Source organism: Planctomycetota bacterium, from assembly GCA_035574235.1.
Classification (GTDB): Bacteria; Planctomycetota; MHYJ01; order MHYJ01; family JACPRB01; genus DATLZA01.
Genome location: DATLZA010000139.1, coordinates 1 through 12,775, shown reverse-complemented (window position 1 = coordinate 12,775; position 12,775 = coordinate 1). Strand labels below are relative to the sequence as shown.

The window sequence follows — 12,775 nt, the reverse complement described above, 5'->3', positions numbered from 1 at the left end:
CCGCCTCTCTCTCGCCGGAGCTCGTCTCGGAGATCTCGGAAGTCGCGGCCATCCTCTTCATCACCGTGTCCCCGGACGGAATGGCGCGGAAGATCCTGGAGTCGGTGAACCGGCTGGTGGCGCTCGGGGAGGAGGCGCCCCTTCTGGCGGGACGGTTCGCGGCGATCCTGGGGGAAGCCAGGCCGCCGGCGGCGGCGGCCGGCGGGCCGCTCTTCTGGGACCGCGCCGCGGGCGCGGCCGCCGTCCCGTTCCGGCCGCGCCCTCCCCGCACCGTCCGGCGCCGCCATCGCCGCAAGTATGCCGAGGGCGAGCTGGGTCCGGATAAGAGCTTCTATTTCCGGGGCCCCGAGGGGAAGCTGAACCTGCGCGCTCAGAACCTGCTGCTTTTCGTCCAGCTCGCCGAGGGGGTGGACGACGAAACCTGGACCTATCATCTGGCCCGAAGGGACTACTCCCGCTGGATCCGCGCCTCGATCAAGGACGAGGAGCTGGCGGCGGAGGTCGAAGAGGTCGAGCGCGCCGGGAATCTGTCCGCGCGCGAGGCGCGTGCCCGCATCCGCGAGCGGATCGAAGCCCGCTACGCGGGTCCCGCCTGAGCCGTCCGTCTCGCGCGTTTTCGCGCGGCGACCTCAAAAAATGAGAGGGGCCTCTCCCGGTGAGAAGAGGCCCCTGTAGATGGGAGGGATAGGTTCTCGTGTCGCCCCATATGAGCCCCAAAGGGCGCCGATGTTACGCGGGATCCGTGCGGGGTTCCCCGATCGTAACGCCTCCTTCGCCGGGGGATCGGAGGATGGGAAACACCGAGAGGCGCTTCTCGTCGGGTGCGTGGTCGTTCCGGTTTTCTACTTCTCGTGCGGACGGAGAACGCTATATGGCGAACCAAGTCGAAACTCCGGTCGGAACGCCGGTCGTGGCGGAGCCCGCCGGCGGGCTGGGCCGCATCCAATGGGGCCCCATCGTCGCGGGCGCGCTGGCCGGCTTCGCGGTGACGATTCTCATGAGCACGCTGGGGGCGGCGATCGGCCTGTCGGCCGGGGCCGCGGCGCCGATGCCGGCGACCGCCGAGGAAACGCAGGAGATGGCCGCCGCGTTCGGCGTGGGATCCATCCTCTGGATGGTGCTCACCGCCATCGTCGTAGGCCTCGTGGGCGGCATGGTCCTCAGTCGCACGTCGCGCACGGACCGCCCCTACATGCCCATGCTTTTCGGCGGACTCACGTGGACGGTCGGCGTGCTGATCGCCTTGTTCCTCATGTCCGTGGGCGCTTCCGGCGTCCTGGGCGGGGCCACCGCCGGAGCGGCGGGCATGGTCGCGGGCCAGCGCCCGGCGTTCCAGCCGCCGGGGGTCCAGGCCGCGCCGCGGGTCGAAGATCAGAACCTGCAACGGGCCCCGATGACCGCGGAGCAGATGACGCAGGCGCGCGAAGCCGCGGAGCGCGCGGCCGCGGCGGCGACGACCGCCGCGTGGGTGCTGCTGGGGTCGCAGCTGATCAGCCTGGCCGCCACCATGCTTGCCGCCGGCTGGCGGCGGACACGCGTGCGGCGCGCGCCCACCGAACTTCGCATGCGGCCGGCCGCGCCCACGGCGTAAGCCGGCCCCCTCCCGGCAAAGGTCCCGCAAAAGTCCTCCACCCTCGTGGAGGACTTTTGCACGCAGGGGAATCGCGGGAGGAGCTTCCTTGGAGAGGGGACGCTTCGTCCTTCGCGATTCGCTTTTTGTGATTTGCTGTGCCGGGTTCCCGGCCCCCGGGGCGCCGCCGCGGTCCGCATCGGCGGCGCCCCGCTCCGACGCCTTCTCCCTACACGGGCGGGCGGGTCGAGCGACCCGTCACGAGGCCCGCCACGAGCGCGATCACGAAGGCGACCAGGAAGATGAAGAAGAGCACCTGCGCGATGCCCGCCGCCCCCGCCGCGATGTTGCCGAAGCCGAACACGGCGGCGATGATCGCGATGATGAAGAATGCCAGCGCCCAACTCAGCATCGCTCACCTCTCCTCTCGGCTCGGACGGTCCCGCGCGGGACGGTCCATGCCACCCGGGTGATCCGCCCCGCGCCCCGGGCGTTACGGCGCGTCGGCGGGTCGGGGAAACCGAAGCTCCACGCGTTCCCCGCCGCGGAGCACTTCGAGCGCCACCGGGCGCTCCCGCAACGCCCGGGCGAGAATCCGGGCGACCTCGGCGGCCGATCCGGCCGGTCGTTCGTCCACCCGCACGATCACGTCGTGCCGGCGCAACCCCGCGCGCTCCGCCGGTCCACCTTCGCGCACTTCCAGGACCAGCGCGCCTCCGGAATCCTCCAGGCCGAGCTGCGTGCGCAACGCCGCCTCCGGCTCGCCCAGGAGCGCGCCCGCGTCGGGCTCCTCGGGGTCACGCTGCTTCCACTCCCGAAGAAAGCGCTCGAGGAGTGCGCGATGCCGGGCGCGCCAGGCTTCCAGCCGCGCGGACAGACTCTCGCGTTCGTCCAGGTCCTGCGCCGAAGGCTCCGGCGCCAGCCACCGCTCCAGACGCGTCCACCACTCGCGATCCCCGGGCTCCACGCGAGGCGGGCGGATCAGACGCTCCAGCCCGAAGCGCCCGAGAAGTCCCGGGAACCGCCCCCGAAAGTCGTCCAGCGACTCCGCTTCGAATCGATGGAACTCCAGCTTTCCGCTCTTCTCGTCGCGCAGCGGAGCGGTCAGGACGACCCGTCCCTTCGGATCGATCTGGAAGTAGACTCCGCGCGCCCAGTCGAAATACACGAACGCAAGGACCGGAGGGGGCGTCCGTTCCGAGGGATCGCCTTGCGCGGCGCGACGGCGGCGATCGATCTCCAAAAGCAGGCGCCGGGCCGCCAGCGCGCGCTCCGCGGTCGAGTCGTAAGCCGCCGCGCGCAGGCGCGGCACGGCCTCCTCGCCCAGTTCCGCCAGCCGTCGCTCCGCCTGCCGGCGGGTCGGCGCCTCGGAGGAACCCAGGTTCTCGATCAGGCGATCCACTTCGTCGCCGCGAGCGTCTCCCTCCTGCGGCCCGACGGGGCGGGTCGGTTCCGCGCGCGATTCCTGCAGGGCTGTGGAAGAAGCCGGAGCATCGAAAGAGTGCGGGGACGTCGGAGTCAGGAGCGCCGCGGCAAGCAGGCCGAGGGGGGATCGCATGGAGGCCTCCGGGGTGGGACGGCGGGCGGACTGTCAACCCGTTGAGCCGTTCGACGCGACGGCCGTTACGCCGTCCGACCCGCGCGCTTTACAGCGGAAGGACGCCGTGCTAGGATCGAGCCGTTCTGAGGCGGCCGCGGACGGACCGTCCCCGCCGTACCGCGCGTCCGACAGGCATGGACAACCGGGCCGTCGCCGACGTGCTTCAGGAAATCGGCCGAATCCTCGAAATCCAGGGCGAGAACCCTTTCAAGGTTCGCGCCTACTACGCCGCCGCTCGCTCGTTGGCCGGTCTCACTGAAGATGTTCGCTCACTGGTTGAACAGAAGCGGCTGCGCGAGATTCCCGGCATCGGAGAGGCGCTGGCGGAAAAGATCACCCAACTCGTGACGACCGGCCGCCTCGAGGCGTACGAAGAGCTGCGCCGGCAGGTGCCCGCAGGAGTTCTAGAAATAATGACCATTCCCTCCGTGGGCCCCAAGAAAGCGCGCGCCCTCTGGAAGGAGCTGGGGATCACCTCCATCGAGGATCTTCGCAAGGCGTGCCAGGAGAATAAACTACTGAACATCAAAGGGTTCGGAGAAAAAACCCAGCAAAAGATCCTGGAAGGGATCAAGTTCGCCGAGGGGCATCAAGGCCAGTATCTTTTGAGCGAGGCCTTGCCGCAGGCACGCCGGCTTCTGGAATACGTGCAATCTCTCAAGGGGGTGGCGCGGGCGAGCCTGGCGGGGAGCCTGAGGCGCTGGAAAGAGGTCGTGCGCGACATCGACCTTTTGGCCAGTTCCGACCAGCCGGGGCGCGTCATGGAGGGATTCCTGAAGGCGGGGGGAATCTCGCGGGTCCTGGCGCAAGGGGAGACCAAGACGAGCGTTGTTCTTCACACCGGACTTCAGGTGGACCTGCGCGTGGTCCGGGACGACCAGTTCGCTCCAGCCCTGGCGTATTTTACCGGCAGCAAGGAGCACAATGTCGCCCTCCGGCAGATCGCCCAGCGCCGCGGACTGAAGGTGAACGAATACGGAATCTTCGATGGGGATCGCCTTCTCCCCTGCAAGGACGAAGCCGAATTCTATGATCGGCTCGGGCTCCCGTTCATCCCCCCTGAAATGCGCGAAAACACAGGGGAGCTTGACCTCAAAGAAACGCCGCAACTTATTGGCTTCAAATCTCTTAGAGGAATCTTCCACACCCATTCCACATGGAGCGACGGGGCTGCAGAAATCGAGGCCATGGCGGAGAAGGCGCGCTCCATGGGTTTCCGGTACATGGGCCTTTCCGACCACAGCAAGGCGGCCTACTATGCCAACGGAATGGATGAAAAAAGGCTCCTCCAGCAGCTCTCGGTGGTGGACCGGCTCAACCGCCGGTGGAAGGACTTCCGCATCCTCAAGGGCTTGGAATGCGACATTCTGCCGAACGGCGATCTCGACCTGACCCCGGAAGTCCTCGACCGACTCGATTTCGTCATCGGATCGGTGCATTCCCGTTTCGACATGTCCGAGTCCGAAATGACCGACCGGGTCTGCAAGGCGCTCCAAAACGATCATCTGGACATTTTGGGCCATCCGACGGGGAGGCTTCTTCTGAGCCGGCCGGGGTATCGGATCGACCTGGAGCGGGTCATCGAAACGGCCCGCCGCCACCGGAAGGTGATCGAGCTCAACGCGTATCCCAACCGGCTGGACTTGGACTGGACCCATTGCCGCCGGGCGAAGGAGCGTGGAGTCCTCGTGGCGATCAACCCGGACGCGCACGCCGTTTCCGAAATCGAGAACGTCGAGTACGGAATCGGCACGGCGCGGCGAGGGTGGCTGGAGGATCGCGACGTCTTGAATACACGGGACCTCGATGCCGTCCTTGAAATCTTCCGTCGAAGCTGAGCGCGCGGCGCGGATCGTGGAGATCCTGGCGCGGACGTATCCGGACGCCCGCTGCGCCCTGCGGCACCGAAACGCCCTGGAGCTTCTGGTGGCCACGATCCTGTCGGCGCAATGCACGGACGCCCGGGTCAACGAGGTGACGCGGGAGCTTTTCCGCAAGTACCGGACGGCGCGGGACTACGCGGAGGCGGACCCGGCGGAGCTGGAGCGGGCGGTCCGATCCACGGGCTTCTACCGCGCCAAGGCGCGCGCGATCCGGGAGGCGGCGCGGATCCTGGTGGAAAAGCACGGGGGCCGGGTTCCGGACACGATGGAAGCGCTCGTGGAGCTGCCCGGCGTGGCGCGCAAGACCGCCAACGTGGTCCTGGGCACCTGGTTCGGCAAGGCCACCGGCGTGGTCGTGGACACCCATGTGAGGCGCGTGGCGCGGCGGCTCGGGCTTACGCGGCACGAGGACCCCAAGAAGATCGAGCAGGACCTCATGAGGATCCTCCCCCAGGAGGAGTGGATCGACTTTTCCCACCGCCTGATCTGGCACGGCCGCCGCCTGTGCACGGCGCGCAAGCCCAAGTGCGCGGAATGCCCTCTTGCCTCTTGCTGTCCTTCGGCCGGAAAAATAAGCTAGGGGAGCGACCGGACCATGAAGCTGAGCGACATCACTCCGGAAGACGTGCTGGCCGGCAAATGCTGGGTGATCGAACCCGGCCAGGCGGACGAACCCGATCTCCGCATCCGGGAGGCAACGCTCTTCACGAACGAGGACACCGGCCTCTTCTCAGCCGTGGTCAAGATCGCGGACGGGACCGAGCACCTGGCCCTGGTCGTCAAGTCCTTCCCGCAAGGGGGGGACGACATCGATATCTACATGTACACCCGCTTCGGATGGATGAACATTCACGCGCCGGGGTTCATGCGGGCGCTCGGCAAGTACAGCCACGAGCTTTTCCCGTTCGACTATTACCTGGCGAACCCCTGGAAAGGGGGCAAGCGTCCGGAGCCGGACAAGACCTCGCCCCACACGCGCATCTTCCGGGACACGGCGGTTCGAATCCGGCAGATGCCCCCTCCGCCGGCCGTCCGAAAATAGCGGCCCGGCCGCTTACAGCACGCCAAGCCGCTTGAGGATGGCCGTGAGCTGCTGGTTGGAGCCGTAGGGGATGACGATCGCCTCGGGCATGATTTCGACCCGCACGCCGAGGCGGTCCATGAGTTTGCGCTCCAGTTCCTCGAGGTAGGGCTCCCGGCGGGAGGAAGAGCCGTTCCCCTTCTCCGACGAGGGCTCGGAACGCCGGCGGGCCAGCTTCTCCAGCGCGCGCACCGAGAGGTCCTCCTCGAGGATCCGCCGGAGGAGCTGAAGCTGGGCGGAGCGGGGGGAGACGCCCAGGAGCGCCCGGGCATGGCCCATCGTGATTGTTCCACGTGAAACAGCCTCCTGGATCTCCGGCGGGAGTTCCAGAAGCCGGATGAAGTTCGCCACCGTCGGCCGGCCCAGCCCCACCGCGTCGGCCACTTCCTCCTGAGTCCAGGAATTGAGTTGCATGAGTTGACGGAAGGCGCGGGCCTTTTCGAGAGGATTGAGGTCCCGGCGCTGAAGGTTCTCGACAAGAGCCATCTCCAGCATCCGCCGATCGTCCACCTCCCGAATCACCGCCGGGATCCGGTCGAATCCCGCCTTCCGGGACGCTCTCCAGCGCCGCTCGCCCGCCACAAGCTCATAGAACCCGCCCTCGGCGGGCCGCACCACCACCGGCTGCAGCACCCCCTGCCGCTTGAGCGACTCGGCCAGGGAGGCGATCTCCGCCTCGTCGAACTCCGCGCGCGGCTGGAACGGGTTGGGCCGAATGAGAGAGACCTCGATCGCGCCGCTTTGTTCATTATTTTGAGAACTTTCCCCCTCGCCGCCCAGAAGGGCGCCGAGACCCATGCCAAGCCGGCGGACCTGCGACATGCCTTCCCCCTCTCTCGGGCTCAACCCGAAAAGCCCCCCGATTCCGCGTGACGCCGCGGCGGGACTTCCTTTCAATTATAGCACGCTTCGGCGGACGACGCGTGTATAATGATGAATCCGATGAGCCGTCCCGAGGACGCAGGCGCCCGCTCCGCTTTCGCCGGCGCGCTCGTCCCCCTGACCGCCGCCACCTACGGCGAAATCCTGCGCCGGCCGCTCTACTCCATCCTGCTTCTGGCGTTCGCCGTGGCCGTCTTCCTCTCCCGCTTCCTGACACTCTTCTCCTTCCATCAGGAAGTCCACATGGTCCGCGAGATGGGAATCGCCACCCTCACCTTCTGGACGTTCCTGGTCATCGTGGTGACCTCCGGAACGGTGGTCACCCAGGAGCTCGAGGATCGCACGGCGGTGACGCTTCTTTCCAAGCCCGTGCGGCGCGCGGATTTCCTCCTGGGCAAGTTCTTCGGCATCTGGCTTTCGCTCCTGCCCGGAACGCTCGTCCTGGCCGCCACGCTTCTTTTGACGCTCTGGACGATGTCCCTGCCCCACCTGCCGCTCGGAGACGCGGACCTCGCGCGGGCGGCCTCTTCCGGGCGGAGCCCCTTCGGCGCCGCCTGGGCGGCGACGTGGGAATCGTTCCTGCGCCCCCAGGGCGCCGTGGTGCTTCAGGGAACGATGCTGGCGATCTTCCAGGCGGCGATCCTGGCGGCCCTGGCCGTCAGCTTCGCGGCGTTCTTTCCGGCCGTGGTTTCCGCGGCCGCGGTCACCCTCGCCTTCATCCTCGGAAACGTCTCAAGTTACATGCTCGCCAGCGTCGAAAATCTGGGAGTGGCGCCCCTGACGGCCTCCGGGCGCGCCCTGGCGTACGTGACGCCCAATTTCGGGTACTTTAACTTGCAGGCCGCTTTCAGCGAGGGTAGAATCGTTTCCGTCCGGTACGTGGGGCTGTCGCTGGCGTATGCCGTGCTTTTCGTGAGCGCGGTCTTTCTCGTGTCCTGCTCCCTCTTCCGTCAGAGAGAAGTCCGGTAGTCCCATGAAATACGGCATCCTGGGAGACATCCACGCGAACCTCGAGGCGCTCGAGGCGGTCCTCGAGGTCATGGAAAAAGAAGGCGTTCAGAAGTACGTCTCCGTCGGCGACCTCGTGGGCTACGGCGCCAATCCCGTCGAGTGCGTGGACATCGTCCGCCAGAAGCTCAAGGCGGTCGTCACCGCCGGCAACCACGACTTCGCCGCCGTGGACAAGCTCAATATCGACTTCTTCAACGCCTACGCCCGCGAAAGCGCCCTCTGGACCCGCAAGACCCTGCCCGAAGAACACAAGCAATACATCCGCTCCCTCAAACTCGTCGAGTACTGCGACAACTTCACCGTGGTGCACTCCACGCTCTATTCGCCCGAGCTTTTCGAGTACATCCAGACGAGCTACGACGCCCACCTCTCCTTCGAGCAGCAGACGACCCCCCTGTCGTTCATGGGCCACTCCCACGTGCCCGTCAACTTCTTCAAGCGCAAGAACGTCTCCTTCAATATGGACACCGAGGTGCGCCTGGACGAGAACGCCAAGGTGATGGTCAACGTGGGCTCCATCGGCCAGCCCCGCGACGAGAACCCCGACGCCGTCTGCGTCATCTACGATTCCGACGAGGGCCTGATCCGCGTCACCCGCGTGCGCTACGACGTGGAGAAGGCCGCGCGCAAGATCATCCAGTCCGGCCTCCCCGAGATCCTGGCGGAACGCCTGAAATATGGCCGGTAGCGTCGAGGCGCCCCCGTCGGGCGCCCCGACGGCCGCGCCCGCCCCGCCCGCCGGCCGCAACCCCCTCCGGCGCCTCTACGCGTGGATCCTCTCCTGGGCCCACCACCCCTTGGGCACCTGGGCCCTGGCCGTCTTCGCGTTCCTGGATTCCAGCGTCTTTCCCATCCCCCCGCTTTTCCTTCAGGTCGCCCTCTCCCTCGAAAAGCCCCGGCGGTCGTTCTGGTACGCCTTCGTGGACACCGCCGCCTCCGTCGCGGGGGCGATCCTGGGATACCTCATCGGCTACGCCCTCTACGACACCGTCGGCGTCTGGGTCATCCGCACGTGGCGCCTTGAAGCCGCCTTCACGCGGGCGGGGGAAGAATTCGGCCGCAACGCCTTTGCGTTCATCCTGCTCTACTCGTTTCTCCCCTTCCCCTACAAAGGCATCACGATCGGCTCCGGCTTCTTCCATGAGCGCGTCGGCCTGGAGACGCTTCTTTTGGCCTCCACGATCGGCCGCGGATGGCGCTTCTTCCTCTTGGGAGCCCTGTGCTTCTTCTTCGGCCCCCGGATCAAGGCGTTCATCGAACGCTACTTCAACACGGTGTGCCTGGCCGTCGCGCTCCTGGTGATCGCCGTGGTCGCCGTCATGCGCCTGTGGGCCGCCCGCGCCTGAGGCGGGACCGTTCGCCCGGCGAGCGGTCCCGGGTTTTTCCCTTGATGGGAACCGCCCGATGCCTATAATGACGGCGTTCATGAACCTCGTCGTCTGCCTCAAGCGCGTCCCCGACACGACCGCCAAGATCAAAATCGGCCCCGACGGGAAGTCCATCGACCCCCAGGGGATCGAGTACGTGGTCAATCCCTACGACGAGCTGGCGATCGAAGTGGCCCTCCGGCTTAAGGAAAAGGCCGGCTCGGGCGAAGTGGTGGGCCTGACGGTGGACCCCGAAGGGAGCGACGTGGCCATGCGCAAGGCCCTGGCGATCGGGCTGGACCGGGGCATCGTCGTCAAGGGAGGCCCCGCGTTCGATCCCTACCCCGTGGCGGAAATCCTGGCGGCCACCTTACGCACGCTTCAATTCGACATCGTCTTCTTCGGCAAGAGCGCCATCGACGACGACTCCTACCAGGTTCCCACCATCGTGGCGCACCTGCTGGGCCTGCCGCGCGTGAACGTCTGCACGGCGCTCGAGGTCGAGGGCGGCCGGGCCCGCGCGCGCCGGCAGATCGAAGGCGGGGAGGAGGTCGTCGAGCTCTCCCTGCCCTGCGCCATCTCGGTCCAGAAAGGAATCAACGGAATCCACGACCGGCGCTACCCGTCCGTCAAGGGCATCCTGGCGGCCAAGTCCAAGCCCGTCCAGACGGTGCCCGCGCCGGCCTTCGACCCGCGCCTGGAGATCGTCCGGATGGAGCCTCCGCCCGAGCGGCCCCCGGGGCGGATCGTGGGCCGCGGCGCGGAGGCGGTGCCGGAGCTGGTGCGCCTGCTCCGGGAAGAGGCCAAGGTGCTCTAGGGGCGGATCGGGCCGAATGAACATCCTCGCGTTCGCGGAAGTTCGGGACGGGAAACTCAAGAAGCCCAGCCTCGAAACCCTGTCCGAGGCGCGCCGCGTCGCCGAAAAGCTGGGAGGCCGGGCGGCCGCGGTCCTGGTCGGAGAGGGAGTCCGGGCGCACGCGGAAACGCTCGGACGGTACGGCGCGGTCAGGATCTTCGTGGCCGAGGGGCCGCGCCTGAAATATTACGCTCCCGAGGCGTACGCGCGGGCCGTGGCCGAGGCGCACCGGGCCTGGGGCTCGGGGGCGATCTTCCTGGCCGCCACGGCGATGGGCCGCGACCTCGGAGGGGGGCTCGCGGCGCTCCTGGGCACCAGCGCGGCGACCGACTGCACCGGCGTGCTCGTGGAGGGCGGGCGGCTCCTGGCGCGCCGGCCCGTGTTCGCGGGCAAAGCCTTCGCCACGGTCGCCTTCCGGAAGGCGCCCGCGCTCCTGTCGCTGCGGCCCAACGCCTTTCCGGCCGAAGAGGCGCCCGCCGCGGCCGACGTGCAGGACCTGGCGGTGGCCTTCGAGGATTCCGACTTCCGGTCCGCCGCGCGCGAGGTCGTCGCCGCCGCGCAGGGAAAAGCCGAGCTCACGGAAGCGGCGATTGTCGTCTCCGGCGGGCGCGGCCTGAAGGGACCCGAGCACTTCCACCTGCGGGACGAGCTGGCGGAGGTCCTGGGGGCCGCCGTCGGCGCCTCCCGGGCGGTGGTGGACGCCGGCTGGCGGCCCCATTCCGAGCAGGTCGGCCAGACGGGAAAAACGGTTTCGCCGAATCTCTACATCGCCCTTGGAATCTCCGGCGCTATCCAGCACCTGGCCGGCATGCGCACCTCCAAGGTCATCGTCGCCGTCAACAAGGATCCCGACGCGCCGATCTTCAAGGTCGCCACCTACGGCATCGTGGGGGACGTTTTCGAGGTGGTCCCCGCCCTGACCCGGCATCTGAAAACGGTCCTGGCTTCCTGATGGACGCTTCCAAACGTCTGGACAAGCTCGAGAAGGATTTCCTCCGCGAGTGGGTTCGGCGGAACCCTCTGGCGGGAACGGCGCTCGGCCTCCACGAGGAGTGCGACGACAAGCTCCCCGAGGGCTCTCTCGACAAGGAGCTCGACGACCAGCGCTATTTGCGGCGGACGCTGGCGGAGTTCGAGAAGATCGATCCCCGCCGGCTGCCGGCGGACCGCGCCGCGGACCGCGACTTCGCGGTCCACATGCTGCGCAATTGGATCTTCGAGCGCGAGGAACTGCGCCTCTGGGAGGCCCTTCCGGACGCGCCGCGCTTCATCGGGCAGAGCCTCTTCCAGATCCTCTCGCGGAATTACGCGCCCCTGGGCCAGCGCATGCGGGCCATCATGAAGCGCCTGGAAAAGCTGCCGCGGTACATCGACCAGTCCCGCTCGCGCCTTCGCGCGCCCGTCAAGCTCTTCGTCGAGATCGAGCTCGAGACGATCACCCGGTTGCCGGGATTCTTCAACCTGCTCAAGGATATCGGCCGGGAACATCTCCCGGCCACGCCTCAGCGCGATCTGAACCGTCTGATCGATCAGGCCCAGAACGCCCTGGAGCGCTACAGCGACTGGCTGATCGTCGACGTCCTTCCGGACTGCCGCGAGGAGTATGCCCTAGGGGAGGATCGCTACCGCCGGCTCCTCCAGGTCCGCGGCGTGACGGAGTCTCCCGCCGCGCTCGTCGCCTACGCGGAGGCGGAAGTGGAGCGGCTGCGGGAGCGCCAGCGGGAGGTCGCCCGCTCCATCCGCCGCAAGGTCCCCATCGAGGACGTCCGGGACATGCTCAAGCAGCAGCATCCGGACACCTTCGACGGCGTGCTGCGCTTCTCCCGCGAGATGGTCTCCAAAATCCGGCAGTTCGTCCAGCGCGCGAAGTTCGCCTCCCTGCCGGAAGGGGAGCAGATCTACGTCGTCGAGACGCCGCTCTTCCTCCGGCATGTCCTGCCCTTCGGGGGATACTGGCCTCCGGCGCGCTTCGAACCCAAGCTCGACGGCTACTTCTTCGTCACCCCCGGGGACTGCGACAGCGACAAGCTCAAGGAGCACAATTACGGGGCGCTCACGGCGCTGGCTCTGCGGGAGGGCTACGCGGGACGCCACGCCCAGATGTGCTGGGCGGCCCGGCACCCGTCGCCCCTCCGGTCGCTCTACGAAGACCCGCCCCTGGCGGGCGGCTGGCCCCACTACGTCGAGGAGCGGGCGCGGGAGATGGGCTTCGAGGACACCCCGCCCTCGCGTTTCATGCAGCTGCAGGCGATGCTCCTGGCGGCCGTCCGGGTCCTCGTGGACGCGCGCCTGGCTTCCGGAAAGCTCGGCTTCCCGCAGGCCGTCGACGCGCTGATCGACTATCTGGGCATGGACCGCGTCTGCGCGGAGGCGGAGGTGCGGCGTTTCGTCACGGCGCCCGGAGCGCCGCCGGCCCACCTCTGGGGCCGCGAGCGCGTGAAGGAGCTGCGCAAGGCCGCGCGCGAGAAGATGGGCGGGCGCTTCTCGGACGCCTTCTTCCACACGGCCCTCCTGCGGTCCGGAGC

14 protein-coding genes are annotated in these 12,775 nt (G+C 67.7%); 11 read left to right on the top strand and 3 right to left on the bottom strand.

The annotated features are described in order from the left end of the window. A partial coding sequence (locus tag VNO22_12775; protein HXG62248.1) for a phosphoglycolate phosphatase occupies positions 1 to 596 on the top strand: 596 nt, incomplete at its 5' end. A 275-nt stretch (positions 597 to 871) separates the two neighbouring features. After that, complete coding sequence (locus VNO22_12770; protein ID HXG62247.1) at positions 872 to 1,591, top strand: hypothetical protein; 720 nt, start codon at positions 872 to 874, stop codon at positions 1,589 to 1,591. Between the two features lie 208 nt (positions 1,592 to 1,799). Here VNO22_12770 and VNO22_12765 read toward each other — a convergent pair whose 3' ends face one another. Then, the gene (locus VNO22_12765) at positions 1,800 to 1,982 is read right to left on the bottom strand and encodes a DUF1328 family protein (GenBank protein HXG62246.1); all 183 of its coding nucleotides are present in this window, start codon (positions 1,980 to 1,982) and stop codon (positions 1,800 to 1,802) included. Between the two features lie 81 nt (positions 1,983 to 2,063). After that, entirely contained in the window at positions 2,064 to 2,972 is a 909-nt protein-coding gene (locus VNO22_12760) for a PDZ domain-containing protein (protein HXG62245.1), read from the bottom strand. A 332-nt stretch (positions 2,973 to 3,304) separates the two neighbouring features. Between VNO22_12760 and polX the strand changes: the two genes are divergently transcribed. Genes polX through VNO22_12745 form a run of 3 tightly spaced genes read left to right on the top strand, consistent with a single transcriptional unit; the run spans position 3,305 to position 6,095 of the window. Continuing rightward, positions 3,305 to 5,008, top strand: a complete 1,704-nt coding sequence (polX, locus tag VNO22_12755; protein HXG62244.1) for a DNA polymerase/3'-5' exonuclease PolX — start codon at positions 3,305 to 3,307, stop codon at positions 5,006 to 5,008. Beyond that, positions 4,977 to 5,633 carry an endonuclease III gene (nth, locus tag VNO22_12750; protein HXG62243.1) on the top strand — a complete coding sequence of 219 codons (657 nt, stop codon included), beginning with the start codon at positions 4,977 to 4,979 and terminating at the stop codon, positions 5,631 to 5,633. The genes polX and nth overlap by 32 nt, the downstream gene beginning before the upstream one ends. 15 nt (positions 5,634 to 5,648) lie before the next feature. Further along, on the top strand, positions 5,649 to 6,095 hold the full coding sequence (locus VNO22_12745; GenBank protein ID HXG62242.1) for a hypothetical protein: 447 nt from the start codon (positions 5,649 to 5,651) through the stop codon (positions 6,093 to 6,095). Between the two features lie 12 nt (positions 6,096 to 6,107). Here the strand turns inward: VNO22_12745 and VNO22_12740 are convergent, their stop codons facing one another. Then, complete coding sequence (locus VNO22_12740; GenBank protein HXG62241.1) at positions 6,108 to 6,956, bottom strand: ParB/RepB/Spo0J family partition protein; 849 nt, start codon at positions 6,954 to 6,956, stop codon at positions 6,108 to 6,110. A 120-nt stretch (positions 6,957 to 7,076) separates the two neighbouring features. Here VNO22_12740 and VNO22_12735 point away from each other — a divergent pair, with 120 nt between their 5' ends. The 6 genes from VNO22_12735 to VNO22_12710 all read left to right on the top strand — a co-directional run. Next, positions 7,077 to 7,985, top strand: coding sequence for a hypothetical protein (locus VNO22_12735; GenBank protein HXG62240.1), 909 nt, complete (start codon positions 7,077 to 7,079; stop codon positions 7,983 to 7,985). 4 nt (positions 7,986 to 7,989) lie between these two features. Then, the gene (locus tag VNO22_12730; protein ID HXG62239.1) at positions 7,990 to 8,715 is read left to right on the top strand and encodes a metallophosphoesterase family protein; all 726 of its coding nucleotides are present in this window, start codon (positions 7,990 to 7,992) and stop codon (positions 8,713 to 8,715) included. Beyond that, positions 8,705 to 9,373 carry a DedA family protein gene (locus VNO22_12725; protein ID HXG62238.1) on the top strand — a complete coding sequence of 223 codons (669 nt, stop codon included), beginning with the start codon at positions 8,705 to 8,707 and terminating at the stop codon, positions 9,371 to 9,373. Before VNO22_12730 ends, VNO22_12725 begins: the two co-directional genes overlap by 11 nt. A gap of 79 nt (positions 9,374 to 9,452) precedes the next feature. Further along, a complete protein-coding gene (locus VNO22_12720; protein ID HXG62237.1) occupies positions 9,453 to 10,211 on the top strand; it encodes an electron transfer flavoprotein subunit beta/FixA family protein in 759 nt (252 codons plus the stop codon). A 16-nt stretch (positions 10,212 to 10,227) separates the two neighbouring features. After that, positions 10,228 to 11,202, top strand: a complete 975-nt coding sequence (locus tag VNO22_12715) for an electron transfer flavoprotein subunit alpha/FixB family protein (protein HXG62236.1) — start codon at positions 10,228 to 10,230, stop codon at positions 11,200 to 11,202. Continuing rightward, the coding region (locus tag VNO22_12710) for a DUF885 domain-containing protein (protein ID HXG62235.1) at positions 11,202 to 12,775 on the top strand (1,574 nt) is incomplete at its 3' end. The genes VNO22_12715 and VNO22_12710, both read left to right, overlap by 1 nt.

What these genes read in the sequence shown, in the direction of transcription:
- VNO22_12770 (HXG62247.1), top strand. Translation starts at nt 872, where the DNA reads ATGGCGAACCAAGTCGAAACTCCGGTCGGAACGCCGGTCGTGGCGGAG.
- VNO22_12765 (HXG62246.1), bottom strand. Translation starts at nt 1,982, where the DNA reads ATGCTGAGTTGGGCGCTGGCATTCTTCATCATCGCGATCATCGCCGCC.
- polX (HXG62244.1), top strand. Translation starts at nt 3,305, where the DNA reads ATGGACAACCGGGCCGTCGCCGACGTGCTTCAGGAAATCGGCCGAATC.
- nth (HXG62243.1), top strand. Translation starts at nt 4,977, where the DNA reads ATGCCGTCCTTGAAATCTTCCGTCGAAGCTGAGCGCGCGGCGCGGATC.
- VNO22_12745 (HXG62242.1), top strand. Translation starts at nt 5,649, where the DNA reads ATGAAGCTGAGCGACATCACTCCGGAAGACGTGCTGGCCGGCAAATGC.
- VNO22_12740 (HXG62241.1), bottom strand. Translation starts at nt 6,956, where the DNA reads ATGTCGCAGGTCCGCCGGCTTGGCATGGGTCTCGGCGCCCTTCTGGGC.
- VNO22_12735 (HXG62240.1), top strand. Translation starts at nt 7,077, where the DNA reads ATGAGCCGTCCCGAGGACGCAGGCGCCCGCTCCGCTTTCGCCGGCGCG.
- VNO22_12730 (HXG62239.1), top strand. Translation starts at nt 7,990, where the DNA reads ATGAAATACGGCATCCTGGGAGACATCCACGCGAACCTCGAGGCGCTC.
- VNO22_12725 (HXG62238.1), top strand. Translation starts at nt 8,705, where the DNA reads ATGGCCGGTAGCGTCGAGGCGCCCCCGTCGGGCGCCCCGACGGCCGCG.
- VNO22_12720 (HXG62237.1), top strand. Translation starts at nt 9,453, where the DNA reads ATGAACCTCGTCGTCTGCCTCAAGCGCGTCCCCGACACGACCGCCAAG.
- VNO22_12715 (HXG62236.1), top strand. Translation starts at nt 10,228, where the DNA reads ATGAACATCCTCGCGTTCGCGGAAGTTCGGGACGGGAAACTCAAGAAG.